General features: G+C 70.2%; 15 protein-coding genes. 11 read left to right on the forward strand and 4 right to left on the reverse strand.

Annotated elements, in window-relative coordinates; genetic code table 11:
- Positions 1-67: 67 nt before the first annotated feature.
- From FE811_RS01295 to mnhG, 6 genes are read left to right on the forward strand one after another with little or no spacing between them, the layout of a single operon-like run.
- Entirely contained in the window at positions 68-2,947 is a 2,880-nt protein-coding gene (locus FE811_RS01295) for a monovalent cation/H+ antiporter subunit A (protein WP_116220952.1), read from the forward strand.
- Positions 2,947-3,291, forward strand: coding sequence for a Na+/H+ antiporter subunit C (locus tag FE811_RS01300; protein WP_036757935.1), 345 nt, complete (start codon positions 2,947-2,949; stop codon positions 3,289-3,291). The genes FE811_RS01295 and FE811_RS01300 overlap by 1 nt, the downstream gene beginning before the upstream one ends.
- The gene (locus FE811_RS01305) at positions 3,291-5,036 is read left to right on the forward strand and encodes a monovalent cation/H+ antiporter subunit D (RefSeq protein WP_052096111.1); all 1,746 of its coding nucleotides are present in this window, start codon (positions 3,291-3,293) and stop codon (positions 5,034-5,036) included. The genes FE811_RS01300 and FE811_RS01305 overlap by 1 nt, the downstream gene beginning before the upstream one ends.
- The gene (locus FE811_RS01310) at positions 5,033-5,521 is read left to right on the forward strand and encodes a Na+/H+ antiporter subunit E (RefSeq protein ID WP_116220951.1); all 489 of its coding nucleotides are present in this window, start codon (positions 5,033-5,035) and stop codon (positions 5,519-5,521) included. Before FE811_RS01305 ends, FE811_RS01310 begins: the two co-directional genes overlap by 4 nt.
- Positions 5,518-5,799 carry a K+/H+ antiporter subunit F gene (locus tag FE811_RS01315; protein WP_036757939.1) on the forward strand — a complete coding sequence of 94 codons (282 nt, stop codon included), beginning with the start codon at positions 5,518-5,520 and terminating at the stop codon, positions 5,797-5,799. Before FE811_RS01310 ends, FE811_RS01315 begins: the two co-directional genes overlap by 4 nt.
- Positions 5,796-6,203 (forward strand): monovalent cation/H(+) antiporter subunit G, encoded by a 408-nt coding sequence (gene mnhG / locus FE811_RS01320; protein ID WP_072462428.1) that lies wholly within the window; start codon positions 5,796-5,798, stop codon positions 6,201-6,203. The genes FE811_RS01315 and mnhG overlap by 4 nt, the downstream gene beginning before the upstream one ends.
- Here mnhG and aroB read toward each other — a convergent pair.
- Both aroB and FE811_RS01330 read right to left on the reverse strand, forming a co-directional pair.
- Entirely contained in the window at positions 6,200-7,303 is a 1,104-nt protein-coding gene (gene aroB / locus FE811_RS01325) for a 3-dehydroquinate synthase (RefSeq protein WP_116220950.1), read from the reverse strand. The two genes, mnhG and aroB, sit on opposite strands and share 4 nt — an antisense overlap.
- Positions 7,300-7,836 (reverse strand): shikimate kinase, encoded by a 537-nt coding sequence (locus FE811_RS01330; RefSeq protein ID WP_072462430.1) that lies wholly within the window; start codon positions 7,834-7,836, stop codon positions 7,300-7,302. Before FE811_RS01330 ends, aroB begins: the two co-directional genes overlap by 4 nt.
- Positions 7,837-7,961: 125 nt before the next feature.
- Here FE811_RS01330 and FE811_RS01335 point away from each other — a divergent pair, with 125 nt between their 5' ends.
- Genes FE811_RS01335 through FE811_RS01350 form a run of 4 tightly spaced genes read left to right on the forward strand, consistent with a single transcriptional unit; the run spans position 7,962 to position 12,190 of the window.
- Complete coding sequence (locus tag FE811_RS01335; protein ID WP_116220949.1) at positions 7,962-8,237, forward strand: hypothetical protein; 276 nt, start codon at positions 7,962-7,964, stop codon at positions 8,235-8,237.
- Positions 8,224-9,846: a hypothetical protein gene (locus FE811_RS01340; protein WP_116220948.1), complete on the forward strand. Its 1,623-nt coding sequence runs from the start codon at positions 8,224-8,226 to the stop codon at positions 9,844-9,846. Before FE811_RS01335 ends, FE811_RS01340 begins: the two co-directional genes overlap by 14 nt.
- Positions 9,843-10,814, forward strand: a complete 972-nt coding sequence (locus tag FE811_RS01345; protein WP_116220947.1) for a tyrosine recombinase — start codon at positions 9,843-9,845, stop codon at positions 10,812-10,814. The genes FE811_RS01340 and FE811_RS01345 overlap by 4 nt, the downstream gene beginning before the upstream one ends.
- Complete coding sequence (locus FE811_RS01350) at positions 10,811-12,190, forward strand: HlyC/CorC family transporter (protein ID WP_116220946.1); 1,380 nt, start codon at positions 10,811-10,813, stop codon at positions 12,188-12,190. Before FE811_RS01345 ends, FE811_RS01350 begins: the two co-directional genes overlap by 4 nt.
- On the opposite strand, the gene FE811_RS01355 is transcribed toward FE811_RS01350, so the two are convergent.
- Both FE811_RS01355 and FE811_RS01360 read right to left on the reverse strand, forming a co-directional pair.
- Positions 12,184-13,674, reverse strand: a complete 1,491-nt coding sequence (locus FE811_RS01355) for a nucleobase:cation symporter-2 family protein (protein WP_072462435.1) — start codon at positions 13,672-13,674, stop codon at positions 12,184-12,186. The two genes, FE811_RS01350 and FE811_RS01355, sit on opposite strands and share 7 nt — an antisense overlap.
- A gap of 91 nt (positions 13,675-13,765) precedes the next feature.
- Positions 13,766-15,730, reverse strand: coding sequence for a hypothetical protein (locus tag FE811_RS01360; protein ID WP_116220945.1), 1,965 nt, complete (start codon positions 15,728-15,730; stop codon positions 13,766-13,768).
- Between the two features lie 93 nt (positions 15,731-15,823).
- Here FE811_RS01360 and tkt point away from each other — a divergent pair, with 93 nt between their 5' ends.
- A complete protein-coding gene (tkt, locus tag FE811_RS01365; RefSeq protein WP_036757953.1) occupies positions 15,824-17,845 on the forward strand; it encodes a transketolase in 2,022 nt (673 codons plus the stop codon).
- The last annotated feature ends 86 nt before the right edge of the window (positions 17,846-17,931 follow it).

Here is a 17,931-nt window from a genome sequence, read left to right on the forward strand (position 1 = left end):
GTCGGTTGTGTTTTCCGCGGCTGCGCGTCTATTATCTGCGCACAGCCCGAACCGGAAAAGGAACACGATGGTCGAACAGAACCTGTTGCTCTTGCTTGTTCTGACGCCATTCGTGTCGGCCGCCCTGGCGGCCACACTTCCCATCCGGGCGCGCAACGCCGAAGCCTGGCTCGCCGGGCTGACGATGATCGTCGCGCTGGTGATCCTGGGCGTGCTCTACCCCGCCGTGACCGAGGGGCGAAGCATCACCGGCACCTTCCGCTGGGTCAGCTCCATCGGGCTTGACCTGACCTTCCGCATCGACGGGTTTTCCTGGCTGTTCATGGTGCTGGTGGCGGGAATCGGCTTCCTCGTCATCCTTTATGCGCGCTACTACATGTCGCCCGACGACCCGGTGCCGCGGCTCTATTCCAGTCTGCTGGCCTTTTGCGGCGCCATGTCGGGGCTGCTGCTGTCGGGCAACATCATCATGCTGGTGGTGTTCTGGGAACTGACCAGCATCGTGTCGTTCCTGCTGATCGGCTATTGGTTCCAGAGGCAGGACGCACGCGACGGCGCGCGGATGTCGCTGATCGTGACCGCCTCGGGCGGGCTGTGCCTGATGGTGGCGATGATCATCCTGGGCCAGATCGCCGGCAGCTACGAACTGGACGCCGTGCTCAAGGCCGGGCCGCAGATCACCAGCCACCGGCTTTATCCGGTGGTGCTGATCCTGTTCGTGCTGGGCGCCTTTACCAAATCGGCGCAATTCCCGTTCCATTTCTGGCTGCCCAATGCCATGGCGGCGCCGACGCCGGTCTCGGCCTATCTGCATTCGGCGACCATGGTGAAGGCCGGGGTCTTCGTGCTGCTGCGCTTCCACCCGGCGCTGGGGGGCACGGACGCCTGGTTCCAGATCGTGACCGGCATCGGCATGACCACGCTGCTGCTGGGGGCGGTGGTGGCGCTGTTCCGCCACGACCTCAAGGGGCTCTTGGCCTATTCCACCATCAGCCACCTGGGGCTGATCACGGCGCTGGCCGGGATCGGCAGCCCCTTTGCGCTGATCGCCGCCGTGTTCCACATCGTCAACCATGCCGTCTTCAAGGCCTCGCTGTTCATGGCCGCCGGCATCATCGACCACGAGACCGGCACCCGCGACATGCGCCGCCTGTCGGGCCTGGCGCGGGTCATGCCGGTGACGGCGATGCTGGCGATCATCGCCTCGGGGGCGATGGCGGGGGTGCCGCTGCTGAACGGGTTCCTGTCCAAGGAGATGTTCTTCGAGGCGACCTATGTCTGGAACAACGGCGGCTCGCTGGACAATTTCGCGCCCTATGTCGCGGTGCTGGCCGGGGCGTTCAGCGCCGCCTATTCGCTGCGCTTCATCGTCACCGTGTTCTTCGGCCCGCCCGCCACCGACCTGCCGCAGGAACCGCATGAGCCGCCCTTGCTGATGCGCCTGCCGGTGGCGATCCTGGTGGCGATCTGCCTGGCGGTCGGCATGTTCCCGCAGCAGGTGCTGGGCACCTGGCTGCAGACCGCCAGCATGGCCGTGGTCGGCCCGGAACTGCCGCATTTCAGCCTCAAGATCTGGCACGGCGTCAACCCGCCCCTGATCATGAGCCTGATCGCCATGTCGCTGGGCGCGCTGATCTACCTGCTGCCGCGCCGGCTGATCGATTCGGGCGAGGACGGCACGCGGCTGATGCGGCGGCTGGACTTTGCCCGCGGCTTCGACTGGCTGCTGCAAGTCTTTACCATCCGGCTGCCGCGCTTTGCGCTGCGGGTGCTGTCGGCGAACGGGCTTCAGTCGCAATTGCGCGCCATGGTGCTTTTGTCGCTGGCCGGGGCCTGGTTCGTGCTGCGCCGGCTGGACTGGAACGTGCCCATGCCGGAACTGGGCGCAAGCGAGCTGGTCTTTGCCCTGCTGTGGCTGGTCGGCGGCACCTGCGCCGTCGGCGCCGCCTGGCAGGCCAAATATCACCGTTTCGCGGCGCTGGTGCTGATGGGCGGGGCCGGGCTGGTGACTTGCGCCACCTTCGTCTGGCTGTCGGCGCCCGACCTGGCCGTGACCCAGCTGCTGGTCGAGATCGCCACCACCGCGCTGCTGCTCTTGGGCCTGCGCTGGCTGCCCAAGCGCGACCAGGAGATCCCCGGCGACAACAACCTGACCGCCCGCTCGCGCCGGGCGCGCGACCTGCTGATCGCGCTGGCCTGCGGCACGGGCATGACCGCGCTGGCGCTGGCGGTGCTGCTGACCCCGCCCGGCACCTCGCTGGGCGACTGGTTCCTGCGCAATGCCTATGTCGAGGGCGGCGGCACCAATGTCGTCAACGTCATCCTGGTGGATTTCCGCGCCTTCGACACCTTCGGCGAGATCACCGTCCTCGCCGTCGTCGGGCTGACCGTCTATGCGCTGCTGCGCCGCTTCCGCCCCGCGCCCGAAAGCGTCGAGCGCCCGCGCCCGCAGCTCGATGCCGAGGAGCAGGCGCTGGAGGCCTATCTCTTCGTGCCCTCGGTGCTGATGCAATGGATGTTCGCGCCGATCATCGCGCTGGCGGCCTATCTGTTCTTCCGCGGCCACGACCTGCCGGGCGGGGGCTTCGCCGCCGGCGTCACCCTGGCCGTGGGCCTGCTCTTGCAATATGTCGCCGCCAATGTGCGCTGGGTCGAGGCGCGGATCACCGTGCTGCCGATGCGCTGGATGGCGGCGGGGCTGACCACCTCGGCGGCGGTCGGGGCGGGATCGTGGATCTTCGGCTATCCCTTCCTCAGCGCGCATGCGCAATATCTCGAGTTCCCGGTCATCGGCAAGGTGCCCTTCTCGACCGCGATGCTGTTCGATTTCGGCGTGTTCTCGACCGTGCTGGGCGCCATCGTGCTGATGCTGATCGCCATTGCCCACCAGTCGCTGCGCGTCGCCCCGCGCGCCCGCGCGCCCGAAACCGACGAGGAGACGCGCTGATGGAACTGATCCTTGCCCTGGCCATCGGCATCCTGGTCGGCTCCGGCGTCTGGCTGCTGCTGCGGCCGCGGTCCTACCAGGTCATCATCGGCCTTTGCCTGCTGGCCTATGGCGTCAACCTGTTCATCTTTGCCATGGGCCGGCTTTACGTCGGCGCCGCGCCGATCATGCCCAAGGGCGGCTTCGTCGATCCGACCGCCTATGCCGACCCGGTGCCGCAGGCGCTGGTGCTGACCGCCATCGTCATCAGCTTCGCCACCACGGCGCTGTTCCTGGTGCTGATGATCGCCTCGCGCGGGGCCACCGGCACCGACCACGTGGACGGCAGGGAGCGTCATCCATGATGAACGATGCGGCCATGCCCGACCATTTGATGATCGCGCCGATCCTGATCCCGCTGGTGGCCGGCGCGCTCATGCTGTTTTACAGCGACCGCAACCGGCAGACCAAGCTGATCATGGGGCTGGTGGCGGTGGGGCTGACCTTCCTGGCCTCGGTCGAGCTGATGGCCGACGTCAAATCCGCGACCGAACAGGGCGGCACCGTGGTCGGGCTTTACCGGCTGGGCGACTGGCCGGTGCCGATCGGCATCGTGCTGGTGCTGGACCGGCTTTCGGCGATGATGGTCATGCTGACGGCGCTTCTGGCCGCGCCCTCGCTGATCTATGCCGCCGCCGGCTGGCACGGCAAGGGCCAGCATTACCACAGCATGTTCCAGTTCCTGCTGGCGGGGGTGAACGGCTCGTTCCTGACCGGCGACCTGTTCAACCTGTTCGTGTTCTTCGAGGTGATGCTCGCCGCCTCATACGGGCTGATGCTGCACGGCTCGGGGCCCGAGCGGATCAAGGCCGGGCTGCATTACCTGGCGGTGAACCTGGCGGCCTCGCTGTTCTTCCTGATCGGGGTGGCGCTGGTCTATGGCACCACCGGCACGCTGAACATGGCCGACATCGGCCGCGCGCTCTATTGGCTCGACGATGCCGAGCGGCTGCTGTTCCACGCCGCGGCGACCTTCCTGGGGCTGGCCTTCCTGATCAAGGCGGCGGCCTGGCCCCTGTGCTTCTGGCTGCCGCCGACCTATGGCGCCGCCTCGCCGCCCGCCGCCGCGATCATGGCGATCATGACCAAGGTCGGCATCTATGTCATCCTGCGGCTGTCGCTTCTGGTGCTGGGACCGGATGCCGGGCCCTCGGCGGGCTTCGGCGCCTCGGTGCTGATGATCGGCGGGGTGGTGACGATGGCATTCGGCATGATCGGCATCCTCGGCACGCCGGAACTGGTGCGCAAGGGCGGCTATCTGGCGATCATCTCGTCGGGGACGGTGCTGGCCGCGATCGGCTTTGCCCAGGCGGGGGGCGGCAGCTCCATGCTGGGCGGCGCGCTTTACTACATGGTGGGCTCGACTGCGGCCATCTCGGCCTTCTTCCTGATCGCCGAGCCGGTCAGCCGCAACGACGAGGGCGACGACGACGCCCCGGCCGAGGACGACGGCTTCGACCCGCTGTCGGAACGCTGGGCGCCGATGGGGCTGGGCACGGTCGAGGACACCACCGCCCCCGCCAGCCAGCGCACCGTCAGCTGGCTGACCATGGCGATCTGCTTCGGCCTGGTCGCGGCGATGATCGCCGGCCTGCCGCCGATGCCCGGCTTCATCGGCAAGTTCGCCATCCTGCGCGGCGCGGTGCAGGACAACCTGCCCGCCTCGGGCCATCTGCCGGTCATCCTGTGGGCCTATGCCGCCATGCTGATCCTGTCGGGGCTGGGGGCGCTGATCGCGCTGATGCGCTTCGGCATCCGCCGCTTCTGGGCCGAGGAAGGCCCGACCCCGCGCATCCTGGCGCTTGAGGTGGTGCCGGTGGTCATGCTGCTGGGCATGATCGGCCTGCAGACCGTGCGCTCGGACGCGCTTCTGGGCTATACCAGCGCCACGGCCGACGCGCTGCTGGAGCCGCGCGTCTATCGCAGCGCGGTGCTGGCCGAGGCGCAGGACGTGCGCGCCGCGCCGGTGCAGAGCCTCAGCCCCGATCCGCTGCCCGAACCTGAGGCCGAAGCCGAGCCCGAAAACGGGCCAGAGGAGGGCGCGCAATGAGCCGCTTCGTCCCCCATCCCGTGCTTTCGGCCGTGCTGGTGCTGATGTGGCTGTTCCTGACCGCCTTCACCCCCGGCCATCTGCTGCTCGGCACGCTGATCGCGCTGGGGGCGGGCTGGTCGGTCGAGCACTTGCATCCGCCCAAGCCGATCTTCCGGCGCTGGCTGGCGATCCCCAAGCTGATGGCGGTGGTGGCGCTGGACATCCTGCGCTCCAACATCGCCGTGGCGCGGGTGCTGATCCTGGGCCCCGACCATCCGAAATACCATTCGGGCTTCGTCGAGCTGACGCTGCGCTTGCGCGATCCCAATGCGCTGGCGGTGCTGGCGATCATCCTGACCGGCACCCCCGGCACCGCCTGGATCGAATTCGACCAGGAGGAAGGCCGGCTGCTGCTGCATGTCCTCGACCTGCGCAGCGACGACGACTGGCAAAGCCTGATCCGCGACCGCTACGAGGCGCTGCTCATGGAGATATTCGAATGACGGCCGAGATCCTGCGATTCGCCCTGGGCTATGCCCAGATCGCCCTGATCCTGGCTCTGGGGCTGGCCTGCTGGCGGATGCTGCGCGGGCCGCGGGCGCAGGACCGCGTCCTGGCGCTCGACACGATGTACAGCATCGCCATGCTGCTGTTTCTGGTCATCGGCATGGGCAACGGCAATGTCTTCTTCTTCGAGGGCGCGCTGGTCATCGCCGTGCTGGGCTTTGTCACCACGGTCTGCGCCGCCAAGTTCCTGATGCGGGGCGAGGTGATCGAATGATGCATCTGGAGCAACTGCCGCCCTGGGCCGCCGTCATCATCGCGCTGTTCGTGGTGGTCGGCGCCTCGCTGACGCTGCTGGGCGGGGTCGGCCTGGTGCGGCTGAAAAGCTTCTACCAGCGGCTGCACGCGCCGACGCTGGGCTACAGCTATGGCACGCTGCTGATCATCCTGGCCTCGATGCTGATGTTCTCGCTGGCCGAGGGGCGGGTGGTGGTGCATGAGCTGATGATCGGCATCTTCATCATGGTCACGACGCCGATCACGCTGTTGATGCTGGGCCGGGCGGCGCTGCGCCGCGACCGCGACCGCAAGCTGGGCCATGACGAGGTGGTGCCGCCCCGCATCCGCAGCACCGAGCCCCCCGCCGAGACCGAATCCGAAACCGGCGATCCGCAGCCCTAGCGCGATTGCGCCAGCACCTGCCGCAGCAGGGCGGGGTCGACCGCATCGGTGACGAAGGCCTGGCCGATGCCGCGCGCCAGGACGAAGCGCAGCTTGCCGTCCTGCACCTTCTTGTCCTGCGCCATCAGCCCGATCAGCGCCTCGTCGTCGGGCAGCTCGTCCGGAATGTCGGCGATGCGCGCCGGCATGCCCATGGCGGCGAAATGCGCCGCCACCCGCGACGGCGCCTCCTGGCTGCACAGGCCCAGCTTGGCCGAAAGCTCGAAGGCCAGCGCGCAGCCGATCGCCACCCCCTCGCCATGCAGCAGCCGGTCGGAATAGCCGGTGGCCGCTTCCAGCGCATGGCCGAAGGTATGGCCCAGGTTCAGCAGCGCGCGCTCGCCCTGCTCGGTCTCGTCGCGCTGCACGATGCCGGCCTTCATCGCCACCGAATGGCGCACGGCGTGCAGCCGCCGCGCCGGGTCGGCCGCCAGCCCGCCGGCATTGGCTTCCAGCCATTCGAAGAAGCCCTCGTCGCCCAGCAGCCCGTATTTCGCCACCTCGCCATAGCCGGCGCGGAAATCGCGCGGCGTCAGGGTGGTCAGCACGTCGATGTCGGCCAGCACCAGCGCCGGCTGGTGGAAGGCGCCGATCAGGTTCTTGCCTTGCGGGCTGTTGATCCCGGTCTTGCCGCCGACCGAACTGTCCACCTGCGCCAGAAGCGTCGTCGGGATCTGCACGAAGCGCACGCCGCGGCGCAGGATCGCGGCGGCAAAGCCCGCCAGGTCGCCGATCACCCCGCCGCCAAGCGCGATCACCAGGTCGTTGCGCTCGATCCGCTGGGCCAGCAGCCATTCCACGGCGCGGCCCAGCTCGGCCCAGCATTTCGTCGCCTCGCCGGCGGGCAGGGCCAGCGCCGGCGCTTCGATCCCCTGCCGGGCCAGCGCCTCGCGCAGCGCCGGCAGGTGCAGCGCCGCCACCGTCTCGTCGGTCAGGACGGCGACGCGGCGGCGGCCGGCCAGCGCGACGATCTCTTCGCCCGCGCGGGCCAGCAGGCCCTGGCCGATGCGCACGTCATAGGAACGTGCGCCCAGGTCGACATGGACGGTTTCGATGCTCATTTGCCCTCCAGGATCGCCGGATCATGCGCGCGGATCGCGTCCAGCACGCGGTCCGCCGTCTGTTCGATGCTGTCGCCGCGCTGCGCGGGGACGCGGATGTCGGCCAGCGCATAGACCGGGCTGCGCTCGGCCAGCAGCCGCTCCAGCGTGCCGCGCGGGTCGGGGGTCTGCAGCAGCGGCCGCGTCGGCCGGTGCCGGACCCGGTGCCAGAGCGTCTCCAGGTCGCAGTCGAGCCAGACCGAGACCCCCTCTTCGCCGATGCGGGCGCGGTTCTCGGGGCGCAGCCAGGCGCCGCCGCCGGTCGAGACCACGCCCGGCCCCGAGGCCAGCACCCGGCCCAGCACCTCTGATTCGCGGGCGCGAAAGAAGTCCTCGCCGTCGCGGGCAAAGATTTCCGGGATGGTCATGGCGGCCGCGCGCTCGATCTCGGCATCGGTATCCGAGAACGGCCTGCGCAACCGGCGCGCAAGTTCGCCCCCGATCGCGGTCTTGCCCGCCCCCATCATTCCGATCAGCACGATGTTACGCCGCATCACCACCCGGATCCCGCCTCTTGCAACCGGACAGACTGATGGCGTGATCTTTCGGGAAATGCCATATATATTTCGCAAGAACCGGCGACAGACCGGCAAGCATATCGAGGCGGAAGGGGCAATTCATGCGGCTTTTGAAGGTGGTGGTGGTTCTGGTCATCCTGATTCTGGCGGGCCTGGCCGGCTATGCCTATTTCGGCGACATGAGTTCCGACCCGCGCGAGATGCGGATGCCGGTCGAACTGGACCTGGGCGCGCAAAGGGCCGCCGCCCCGGCATCGACCCCGGCCGCGACCCAAACGCCGGCCCCTTCGACGGCCACGGCCCCCGACGACGGCGATGCCGCCCAGTCCGCCCCGGCGGCCGAGGATGCGGGGGCGGGGCAGAATGACCTCGACTGACGGCCTTGGCCTGGCCTGCGCCCTGGTGGGCGGGCTGGCGCTTGCCCTGCCCGCCGGGGCCAAGCCGCCGCTTTCGGCCAGCGACTGGCTGTCGGGCAGCGTGCGCGAGCCCGACAACATCTCGTCCTGGCGGCCCGGCGACGCGCGCCCGCCCGAGCTGAGGCAGCGCGCCCGGCGCGAGCTTGCCCCCACCGGCGCGGTCGAGCCGGTCGGCGTGACCCGGCTGGGCGAGGGCAATCCCGACGGCAAGGGCACCGTCTCGCCGCGGGCGGCGGGGCTTCCGGCCGATCTTTGGGGCGACAGCGAGGCGGCGGTGCTGGTGCGGCTGATCCGCAGCCCGAACCCGCGCCTGCCGGCGCTGCGGCGGCTGGAGCGGCGGCTGCTGGCCGCGCAACTGCGCCCGGCCCGGACCGAGGCCGGGCAGGAAGGCACCCTCTTCCTGGCCCGCGTCGACAAGCTGCTGGACATGGGTGCCACCGGCGCCGCCAAGGAGCTGCTGAAGGCCGCCGGCCCCGGCGACCCGCAGCGGTTCCGGCGGCTGTTCGACATCGCGCTTCTGTCCGGCGACGAGGCCCAGGCCTGCGAGACCATGGACCGCACCCCCGGCGTCGCCCCCAGCTTTCCGGCGCGCATCTTCTGCCTGGCCTTCGGCGGCGACTGGGCGGCGGCGGCGCTGGTGTTTCACGGCGCCCAGGCCATGGGGCGGATCGACCCGCAGATGGCGACGCTCCTGGCGCATTACCTGGACGACGGCTATTCCGACAGCGCCGAGGAACTGGTGCCGCCCGCCGTGGTCACGCCGCTGGAACTGCGCCTGCACGAAGCCATCGGCCAGCCCCTGCCCTCGTCCAGCCTGCCCCTGGCCTTCGCCCTGGCGGACCTGGACCAGAACGAGGGCTGGAAGGCGCGGCTGGACGCGGCCGAGCGGCTGGCGCGGGCGGGGGCGATCCCGGCCTCGCAGCTGCGCATGATCTATCTGGAGCAGAAGCCCGCCGCCTCGGGCGGGGTCTGGGACCGCGCGGGCGCGGTGCAGGCGCTGGCCGATGCGCTGCTGATGCGCGACGTGGCGGGCGTGGGCCACGCCCTGCCCCGCGCCTTCGACGCCATGGTCGCGGCGGGGCTTGGCCCGGCGCTGGCCGACATGGTCGGGGCCGAGGTCGGCGCGCTGGGGCTGGATGGCCGCGCCGGCCGCATCGCGCTGTGGCTGGCGCTGCAGGCCGCGCAGCCGCAGGTGGTGCAGGCCCCGCCCGCCGATGCCGCGCCTTTCGAGCTGTGGCTTTTGCGCTTTGCCGAGGGCGAGCCGCAATCCGCCCCGCCGCAGGGCGAGGGCGAGCCGCGGGCGGCCGCGCTTTTCCCCGCCTTCCTTGGCCCGTCGGAGCAGAACCTGCCGGACAGCGCCGCGCAGCTGATCCTGGCCAACCGGCGGGGCGAGGCGCTGCTGGCCGCCATCGCCGATGTCGATGCCGGGCTCGACGGCGACCTGCCGCGGGCGGCGCAGGGCCTGCGCGTCCTGCGCGTGCTGGGCCAGCAGGAAATCGCGCGCCAGGCGGCGATCGAGCTGATCCTGGCCCCGGTGATGGCGCCCCCGCCGGGCGCCGGCGCACCGTGAGCGGCGGCGGCCTGAACGACCGGGGCCGGATCTCGGCCTTTCTCGACGCGCAGGCGGCCGAGGCGGGGGCGGCGCGCAACACCCTGCTGGCCTATGGCCGCGACCTGCGGGATTTCGCCGACTGGCTGGCGGCGCGCGACGACACCCTGCTGGCCGTCCCGCGCGAGGGGATCGAGGATTACCTGTCCCATTGCGACGCCCAGGGCCTGTCGCGGGCGACGCGGGCGCGGCGGCTGTCGGCGATCCGCCAGCTCATGCGCTTCGCGCTGGACGAAGGCTGGCGCGAGGACGACCCGGCCTGCCGCATCAGCGGGCCGGGCCGGATGCAGCGCCTGCCCAAGGTGCTGGACCGGGCCGAGGTGCAGGCCCTGCTGGACGCCCTGCCCCGCATCGGCCGCAACGAGGCCGAGCGCGCCCGCAACCTGGCGCTGGTCGAGCTGATCTACGCCACCGGCATGCGGGTGAGCGAGCTGGTCTCGCTGCCGGTGGGCGCCTGCCGCGGCGATCCGGCGCTGCTGCTGATCCGCGGCAAGGGCGGCAAGGAGCGCATGGTGCCGCTGAGCGATCCCGCCCGCCGGGCACTGGCCGCCTGGCTGAAGCGGCGCGACAATGCGCCCGCCGAAAGCCCGCTGGGCCGGCTGGTCGCGGGCAAGGGCGCGCGCTGGCTGTTTCCCGCCGCCAGCCGCGAGGGGCACATGACGCGCCAGGCGATGAACACCCTGCTGGGCCAGCTGGCGCTGGCGGCCGGCATCGACCCGGCCCGCGTCTCGCCGCATGTGATCCGCCACGCCTTCGCCACGCATCTGCTGGAGGGCGGCGCCGACCTGCGCGCGATCCAGACGCTGCTGGGCCATGCCGACCTGGGCACGACCGAGATCTATACCCATGTCCTGGACACGCGGATGCGCGACCTGGTGCTGAACCACCATCCGCTGGCCCATGCCGACGCCAGCGGAAAGAAGCCATGACCGTCCCAGCCCAAGCCGCGGATGCGGCCGCCGCCGCCCTGCCGGTCCCCGATTCGATCCTTGCCGATCCGGTGGTCTGGCTGACCTGCGCCGCCATCCTGCTGCTATTGGCGCTTTCGGCGTTCTTCTCGGGCTCGGAAACGGCGCTGACCGCCTCTAGCCAGGCCAAGCTGCGGTCCAGGGCCGACAAGGGGGATGCAGGCGCCGCGCGGGCGCTTGACGTGACCCGCGACAGCGAAAGGTTGCTCGGCTCGCTGCTGCTGGGCAACAACGTGGTCAACATCCTGTCGGCCAGCCTGGCCACGGCGCTGTTCACCCGCATCCTGGGCGCCGGCGGCGTGGCGGTTGCGACGCTGGTGATGACCGCGCTGGTGTTGATCTTTTCCGAGGTGCTGCCCAAGACCTATGCCATCCTTGCCCCCGAGGAGCTGTCCAGCCGCGTCGCCCGCCCGATCGGCGTCTTCACCCGGATCATGGCCCCGATCGTCGCGGTGGTCCGGCTGATCGTGCGCGGCATCCTGGCGCTGCTGGGCTTTCGACCCGACCGGGCAAGCCATGTCTTTTCCGTCCAGGAGGAAATCGCCGGCGCCCTGGCCATCGCGCAATCCAGCGGCTCGGTCGAAAAAGAGGAACGCGACCGCCTGCTGGGCGCGCTGGACCTGGGCGAACGCGCCGTCGAAGAGGTGATGCTGCACCGCTCGCGCATCGAAATGATCGACGCCGGCCTTCCCGCCGATCAGGTGCTGGACCTGGTGCTGAAGAGCCCGCATACCCGCCTGCCCGTCTATCGGGGCGAGCGCGAGAATGTCGTCGGCGTGATCCATGCCAAGGACCTGCTGCGCGGCGTGCGCCGGGCGCTTCAGGACCAGGGGCCGGACGCCTTGCGCAGCTTTGACGTGCTGGACACCGCCATGCCGCCCTATTTCGTGCCCGAGACCACGCCGCTGGACGAGCAGATGCGCGAATTCCTCAAACGCCACACGCATTTCGCGCTGGTGGTGGACGAATATGGCAGCCTGCGCGGGCTGATCACGCTCGAGGACATCCTGGAGGAAATCGTCGGCGAGATCACCGACGAACACGACATGGACGCCGCGCAAACGCTGCTGCCCGGACCGCAGGGCGACTACATGGTCGACGGCGCGATGACCATCCGCGACCTGAACCGGGCGCTGGACTGGTCCCTGCCCGACGACGAGGCCAATACCGTCGCCGGGCTGGTGATCCACATGGCCCAGTCGATTCCGGCGGCGGGCCAGGTGTTTTCCTTTCACGGCTACCGCTTCGAGGTGCTGGCGCGGCGGGAAAACCGCATCACCCGGCTGCGCATCCGCCCGCTGGAGACGCCGCCGGGCGAGGCCGCCGCCGATCAGTGATCGGCCATGCCGGCGGCGCGCTTGGCCTCCTCGACGCTGCCGCCGGCGCCGTTGAAGAAGGCGTTCAGCGCCACCGCCGCGATGGTCGCCAGCAGGATGCCCGATTCGACCAGCGGGTGGATGGCATGCGGCATCCATTGCTTGAAATCGGGGGCGATCAGCGGGATCATCCCGAAGCCGAGCGCCACCGCCACCACGAACAGGTTGTTGCGGTTGCCGGCGAAATCCACCGTCGAGAGGATGCGGATGCCGGTCGCGGCGACCATGCCGAACATGACGAGGCCCGCGCCGCCCAGCACCGGGGTCGGCAGCGATTCCACTGCCGCGCCCATCTTGGGCACCAGCCCGAACAGGATCAGGATCAGCCCGCCGGCGACGCAAATGAAGCGGCTCTTGATGCCGGTGACGCCGACAAGGCCGACGTTCTGGCTGAAAGAGGTATAGGGGAAGGTATTGAAGATGCCGCCGATCAGCGTGCCCAGGCCATCGGTGCGCAGACCGGCGGTCAGGCGCTGCGGGGTGATCTCGCGCCCGGTCATCTCACCCAGCGCCAGGAACATGCCGGTCGATTCGATCATCACCACGATCATCACCAGCACCATGGTCACGATCAGCACCGGGTCAAAGATCGGCATGCCGAAATGGAAGGGCGCGACGATGCCGAACCAATGCGCCTCGGCCACCTTGTCGAAGGTCATCTGGCCCAGCACGATGGTCAGCCCCGCGCCGATCAGCATGCCCAGCAGCACCGCGATATTGGCGACGAAGCCGCGGCCGAAGCGGGCGATCAGCAGGATCGCCACCAGCACCACGCCGGAAATGGCGATGTTGACCGGCTGGGCGTAAAGCGGGTTCTGCACGCTGGGCGCGGGGGCAAAGCCCTCGGGCAGCGCGGGCACGGCGCCGGTCCCGGCCAGGTCGCGCAGCTGGTTCAGCCAGCCCGCCGCGACCGGGTCCACCACCTTGGGCGCGGTCGGCCCGACCGGGTTGCCGAAGATCCAGTTGATCCCCACCCGCATCAGCGTGACGCCGATCACCAGGATGATGGTGCCGGTCACGAGCGGCGGAAAGAACTTCAGCATCCGCCCGACGAAGGGCGCGATCAGCATGGCGACGATCCCCGCGCCGATGATGGCGCCAAAGATCATCCGCGCGCCCTCGGGGCCCGGATAGGCATTGGCCATGGCCACCATCGGCCCGACCGAGGCGAAGGTCACGCCCATCATCACCGGCAGCTGGATGCCGAACCAGCGCGTCACGCCCAGCGACTGGATGATCGTGGCCACGCCGCAGCAGAACAGGTCGGCCGAGATCAGGAAGGCCACGTCCTCGGGCGAGAGCTTCAGCGCGCGGCCGACGATCAGCGGCACCGCCACCGCGCCGGCATACATGACCAGCACATGCTGCAAGCCCAGGGTCGTCATGCGCAACGGCGGCAGGATCTCGTCGACCGGATCGACTGCGGATGTCGCGGCTCTTGCCATGAGGCCCCCCTTCGTTGCCCGTTATCCTTGCGTTTTCGCAAGACTGCGCTGGCGGCCGGGCTTTGGCAAATGCTTTATGACGATCGCGTGATCAGCCGGCCTGCGCCGCGCAGGATGCGGCATCCGCAAGCGCGCCGGCCTGCATCTGCCGGCGCATTGTGCGGCGCAGGGTCTGGGTCAGGCCCAGTTCCGGCCAAGCCGCCTGGGCGGCGCGCAGATGCGCCTCGGCCCGCGGGGCGTCCTGGGCCTCGGCGGCGCGCAGCGCGGCCGATAGGCGCAGCAGCGGCTGGTCCGGCGCCAGCGCCAGCGCCGCATCCAGCCAGCGCTGCCCGGCCTTGCGATTGCCGGCGGCAAAGCAGACATCGGCCAGCCGCTTGCAGGTCAGCATCCGGCCCGGCCGCGCCGCATCCAGCCAGTGCAGCAGCGCCAGCGCCCGGTTCAGCCGGCCATGCAGCCGCAGCACCGAGGCGCAAAAGCCCAGCCAGGCCGCGTCCCCCTCGGCAAGCGGCGGCTGCTCGCCCCTGGCCAGCGCCGCCTCGACCGGGGCCAGCGCCTCGGCGCCGGGGCCCAGCTTGCGCCACAGGTCGGGCCAGACCAGCAGCTCGCGCTGCGGGCCCGGATCGCGGATGAACTCCGACCAGTCGATTCGCAACAGCCAAAGCGGCAGGATCCGGCCCTTGCCGCGTTCCGGGTCGGGCTGGGCATAGGTCGCCAGCAGTTCGGGGGCGAAGCCGAGCGCCCGGCTGGCCGCGCCGCCCTCGCGCATCAGCCGATGCGCCAGGGCGGGCATGATCGGCCCCTCGGCCGAGCGCCCGGCAAGGATCATGTCCACGAAGGCCGCGTCCGGTGCGGGCGCGGCGCCATCCGCATTCCCGCCCTGCCCGCCCGTGACCAGCAGCACCTGCCGGCATTGCGGCTTGTCGCGGTTGCGTATCAGCGGCGCCTCCAGCCCCTGCAAGGCCAGCCGCCGCGCCTTCTGCGCCCGGCCCGCCGACCAGGCCGCCACCGCAAGCTCGCGATAAAGAAAGGGAAAACGCTCCAGCAGCGCGCGGTTCCCGACCAAGGCATCGACCAGCTCCGCGCCTCGGCCGCGGCGCCGGGCATGGCCGGCGGCATAGCTTATGCTTTGCGCCAGATCGCCGGGCGCAAGGAAACTCTCCGGCCGCGACAGCACCCGCTCCAGCAGCGCATCATGGGCCGAAGCCTGCAGATCGGCGGGAAGCGCCCCCGGCAGGGTCACGATCCGGCATTCCCCCACCATCGCCGCCGCGCGCGAAAAGGCGCTGTGGCTGGGCGCGCCCACCTGGGCGCAACCGGCCATCAGCAGCAGTTCCAGCAGGTCGCGCTCGGCCGGGGTCAGCGCGCCGGGGTCCAGCAACTCCTGCACCGAGAGGATGCGCGGATCGCCCTGCCGCAGATGCTCGACCGCGGCCGGCGTGTCGGAAAAGGCGATCACCGGCCCCTCCACCGCGGCGACGAAGGCGCGGAAGAACTCGTCGGGCACATATTTCGACGCCCAGGAGGAATAGGACCAGGGATCGCCGTCCAGGATGTCGCCGCGCCGGACATGGATCGCTAGCGGCCGGCCGCCGCCCGCGCGCTCGAGGATGCGCCGCGCATCCGCCAGCGCCCGCGCCAGCCGCGGGGACAGGGCCAGATCGGCGGCCACGGCGCGCAGGCCGGCCGCCGCCTCGGCCTCGGGTTCGTCCATGAAGCGCAGGATCTCGGCCATGCTGTCGCACTCATAGCGCCGCCCCTCGGCCAGGGTCCGGGCAAAGCCGGCGCGGCTCATGCCCGGCGCGACTGCGGGCAGGTTGCGCAGGCCCGCGCGGTCGGGCGCGCGCCCGACCACGTCGATATGCGCGGCCACGAAGCCGGGATCCAGGAAATCGCGCGGATCGGCCAGCTCGGGATAGGGGCCGCCGGGCTGGGACAGCCACAGATAGCGCCCCGAGACCCCGAACTTGCGCGCAATCCGCATAACATTGAGCAGGCAGATCAGCCGCGCGCCGATCCGGTCCTGCCGGAAACCGATGATGGCGTGATGCTTTGTCATGCGAAACCGCCCCTCCGTTCCCCTTGCGGCTTGCAACCGCGCGCCCTCCTGCCTATCAGGACGTGCCGCCATACAACAGCACGGAATCCCGATATGGACATCGCCGCCCGCCGCAAGGCCGATCCCGCCCACTGGCGCCTCGCCACCGCGATCCGCGCCCTTTCCATGGACGCCGTCGAGGCGGCGAACTCGGGCCACCCCGGCATGCCGATGGGCATGGCCGACGTCGCCACGGTCCTGTTCCGCGACCACCTGAAATTCGACGCCGCCGCGCCGAACTGGTTCGACCGCGACCGCTTCGTGCTGTCGGCGGGCCATGGCTCGATGCTGATCTATTCGCTGCTCCACCTGACCGGCTACGAGCAGATGTCGATCGACCAGATCCGCAACTTCCGCCAATGGGGCGCGATCACCGCCGGCCATCCCGAATACGGCCATGCCGAGGGGATCGAGACGACGACCGGCCCGCTGGGCCAGGGCATCGCCACCGCCGTCGGCTTCGCCATCGCCGAAGAGGCGATGCGCGCCCAGTTCGGCGAGGGCCTGTGCAACCACAAGACCTGGGTCATCGCCGGCGACGGCTGCCTGATGGAAGGCATCAGCCAGGAGGCGATCGGCCTGGCCGGCCACCAGAAGCTGAAGAACCTGATCGTCCTTTGGGACAACAACGACATCACCATCGATGGCCGCGTGTCGCTGTCGGATTCGACCGACCAGCTGAAGCGCTTCGAGGCCTCGGGCTGGCGCACGCTCAGCTGCGACGGCCACGACCCGGCCGACATCGCCCGCGCCCTGGCCGATGCGGCCAGCGGCAAGGACGACCGCCCGGTCCTGGTCGCCTGCAAGACCATCATCGGCTTCGGTGCGCCCAACAAGCAGGACAGCTCGGGCGTGCATGGCTCGGCGCTCGGCGCGGCCGAGATCGCCGCCGCGCGCGAGGCGCTGGGCTGGGATGCCGCCGCCTTCACCGTGCCCGATGACATCCTGGCCGACTGGCGCGCCATCGGCGCCAAGGGCCGGGCGGAACGCGAAGCCTGGGCCGCCCGCGTCGATGCGGCGGAAAACCGCGACGAATTCGCCCGCCGCATCTCGGGCGGCACCAGCGAGCGGCTTGCCCCCACCATCGCCGCGCTCAAGCAGCAGGCGCTGGCCAGCAAGCCCAAGGTCGCGACCCGCAAGGCCAGCGAGATGGTGCTGGAGGTGGTGAACCCCGAACTGCCCGAGACGCTGGGCGGCTCGGCCGACCTGACCGGCTCGAACAACACCAAGACCAAGGATCTGGGCATCTTCACGCCGGAAAACCGCCAGGGCCGCTATATCCACTACGGCATCCGCGAACATGGCATGGCGGCGGCGATGAACGGCATCTGGCTGCACGGCGGCTTCCGCCCCTATGGCGGCACCTTCATGTGCTTCACCGATTACGCCCGCGGCGCCATGCGGCTTTCGGCGCTGATGGGCCTGCCGGTGACCTATGTCATGACCCATGACAGCATCGGCCTGGGCGAGGACGGCCCGACCCACCAGCCGGTCGAGCACCTGGCGATCTGCCGCGCCACGCCCAACACGCTGACCCTGCGCCCCTGCGACCTGATCGAGACCGCCGAGGCCTGGGAAATCGCGCTGTCGAGCGAATCGACCCCGACCGTCATGGCGCTGTCGCGCCAGAACCTGCCGCTGCTGCGCGAGGATGCGGGGTCCGAGAACCTCTCGGCCAGGGGCGCCTATGTCCTGCGCGAGGCCAGCGCCGAGCCCAGGGTGATCCTGATGGCCTCGGGCTCCGAGGTGGAAATCGCCGTCGCCGCCCGCGATGCGCTCGAGGCCGAGGGCGTGCCGACCCGCGTGGTCTCGGTCCCGTCGATGGAGCTTTTCCGCGACCAGGACGCCGAATACCGCCGGCAGGTCCTGCCCGCCGGCACCGTGCGCATCGCCATCGAGGCCGCCGTGCGCCAGCCCTGGGACTGGCTGCTCTTGGGCGAGCGCGGGCGCGAGGAAACCTCGGGCTTCATCGGCATGACCGGCTTCGGCGCCTCGGCCCCGGCGCCCACGCTCTACAAGGAATTCGGCATCACCGCCGAGGCGACCATCGCCGAGGCCCGCCGCCTGCTCGGCTGACCCATCCGGGCCGCGCTCCCAAGGCGCGGCCTGCCCAATCCCGGCCCCGAAGCCTGGTCCCCTCGAATCCCCGCCCGGCTTCTTCG

Source organism: Paracoccus sp. FO-3, from assembly GCF_006386455.1.
Taxonomy (GTDB): Bacteria; Pseudomonadota; Alphaproteobacteria; order Rhodobacterales; family Rhodobacteraceae; genus Paracoccus; species Paracoccus versutus.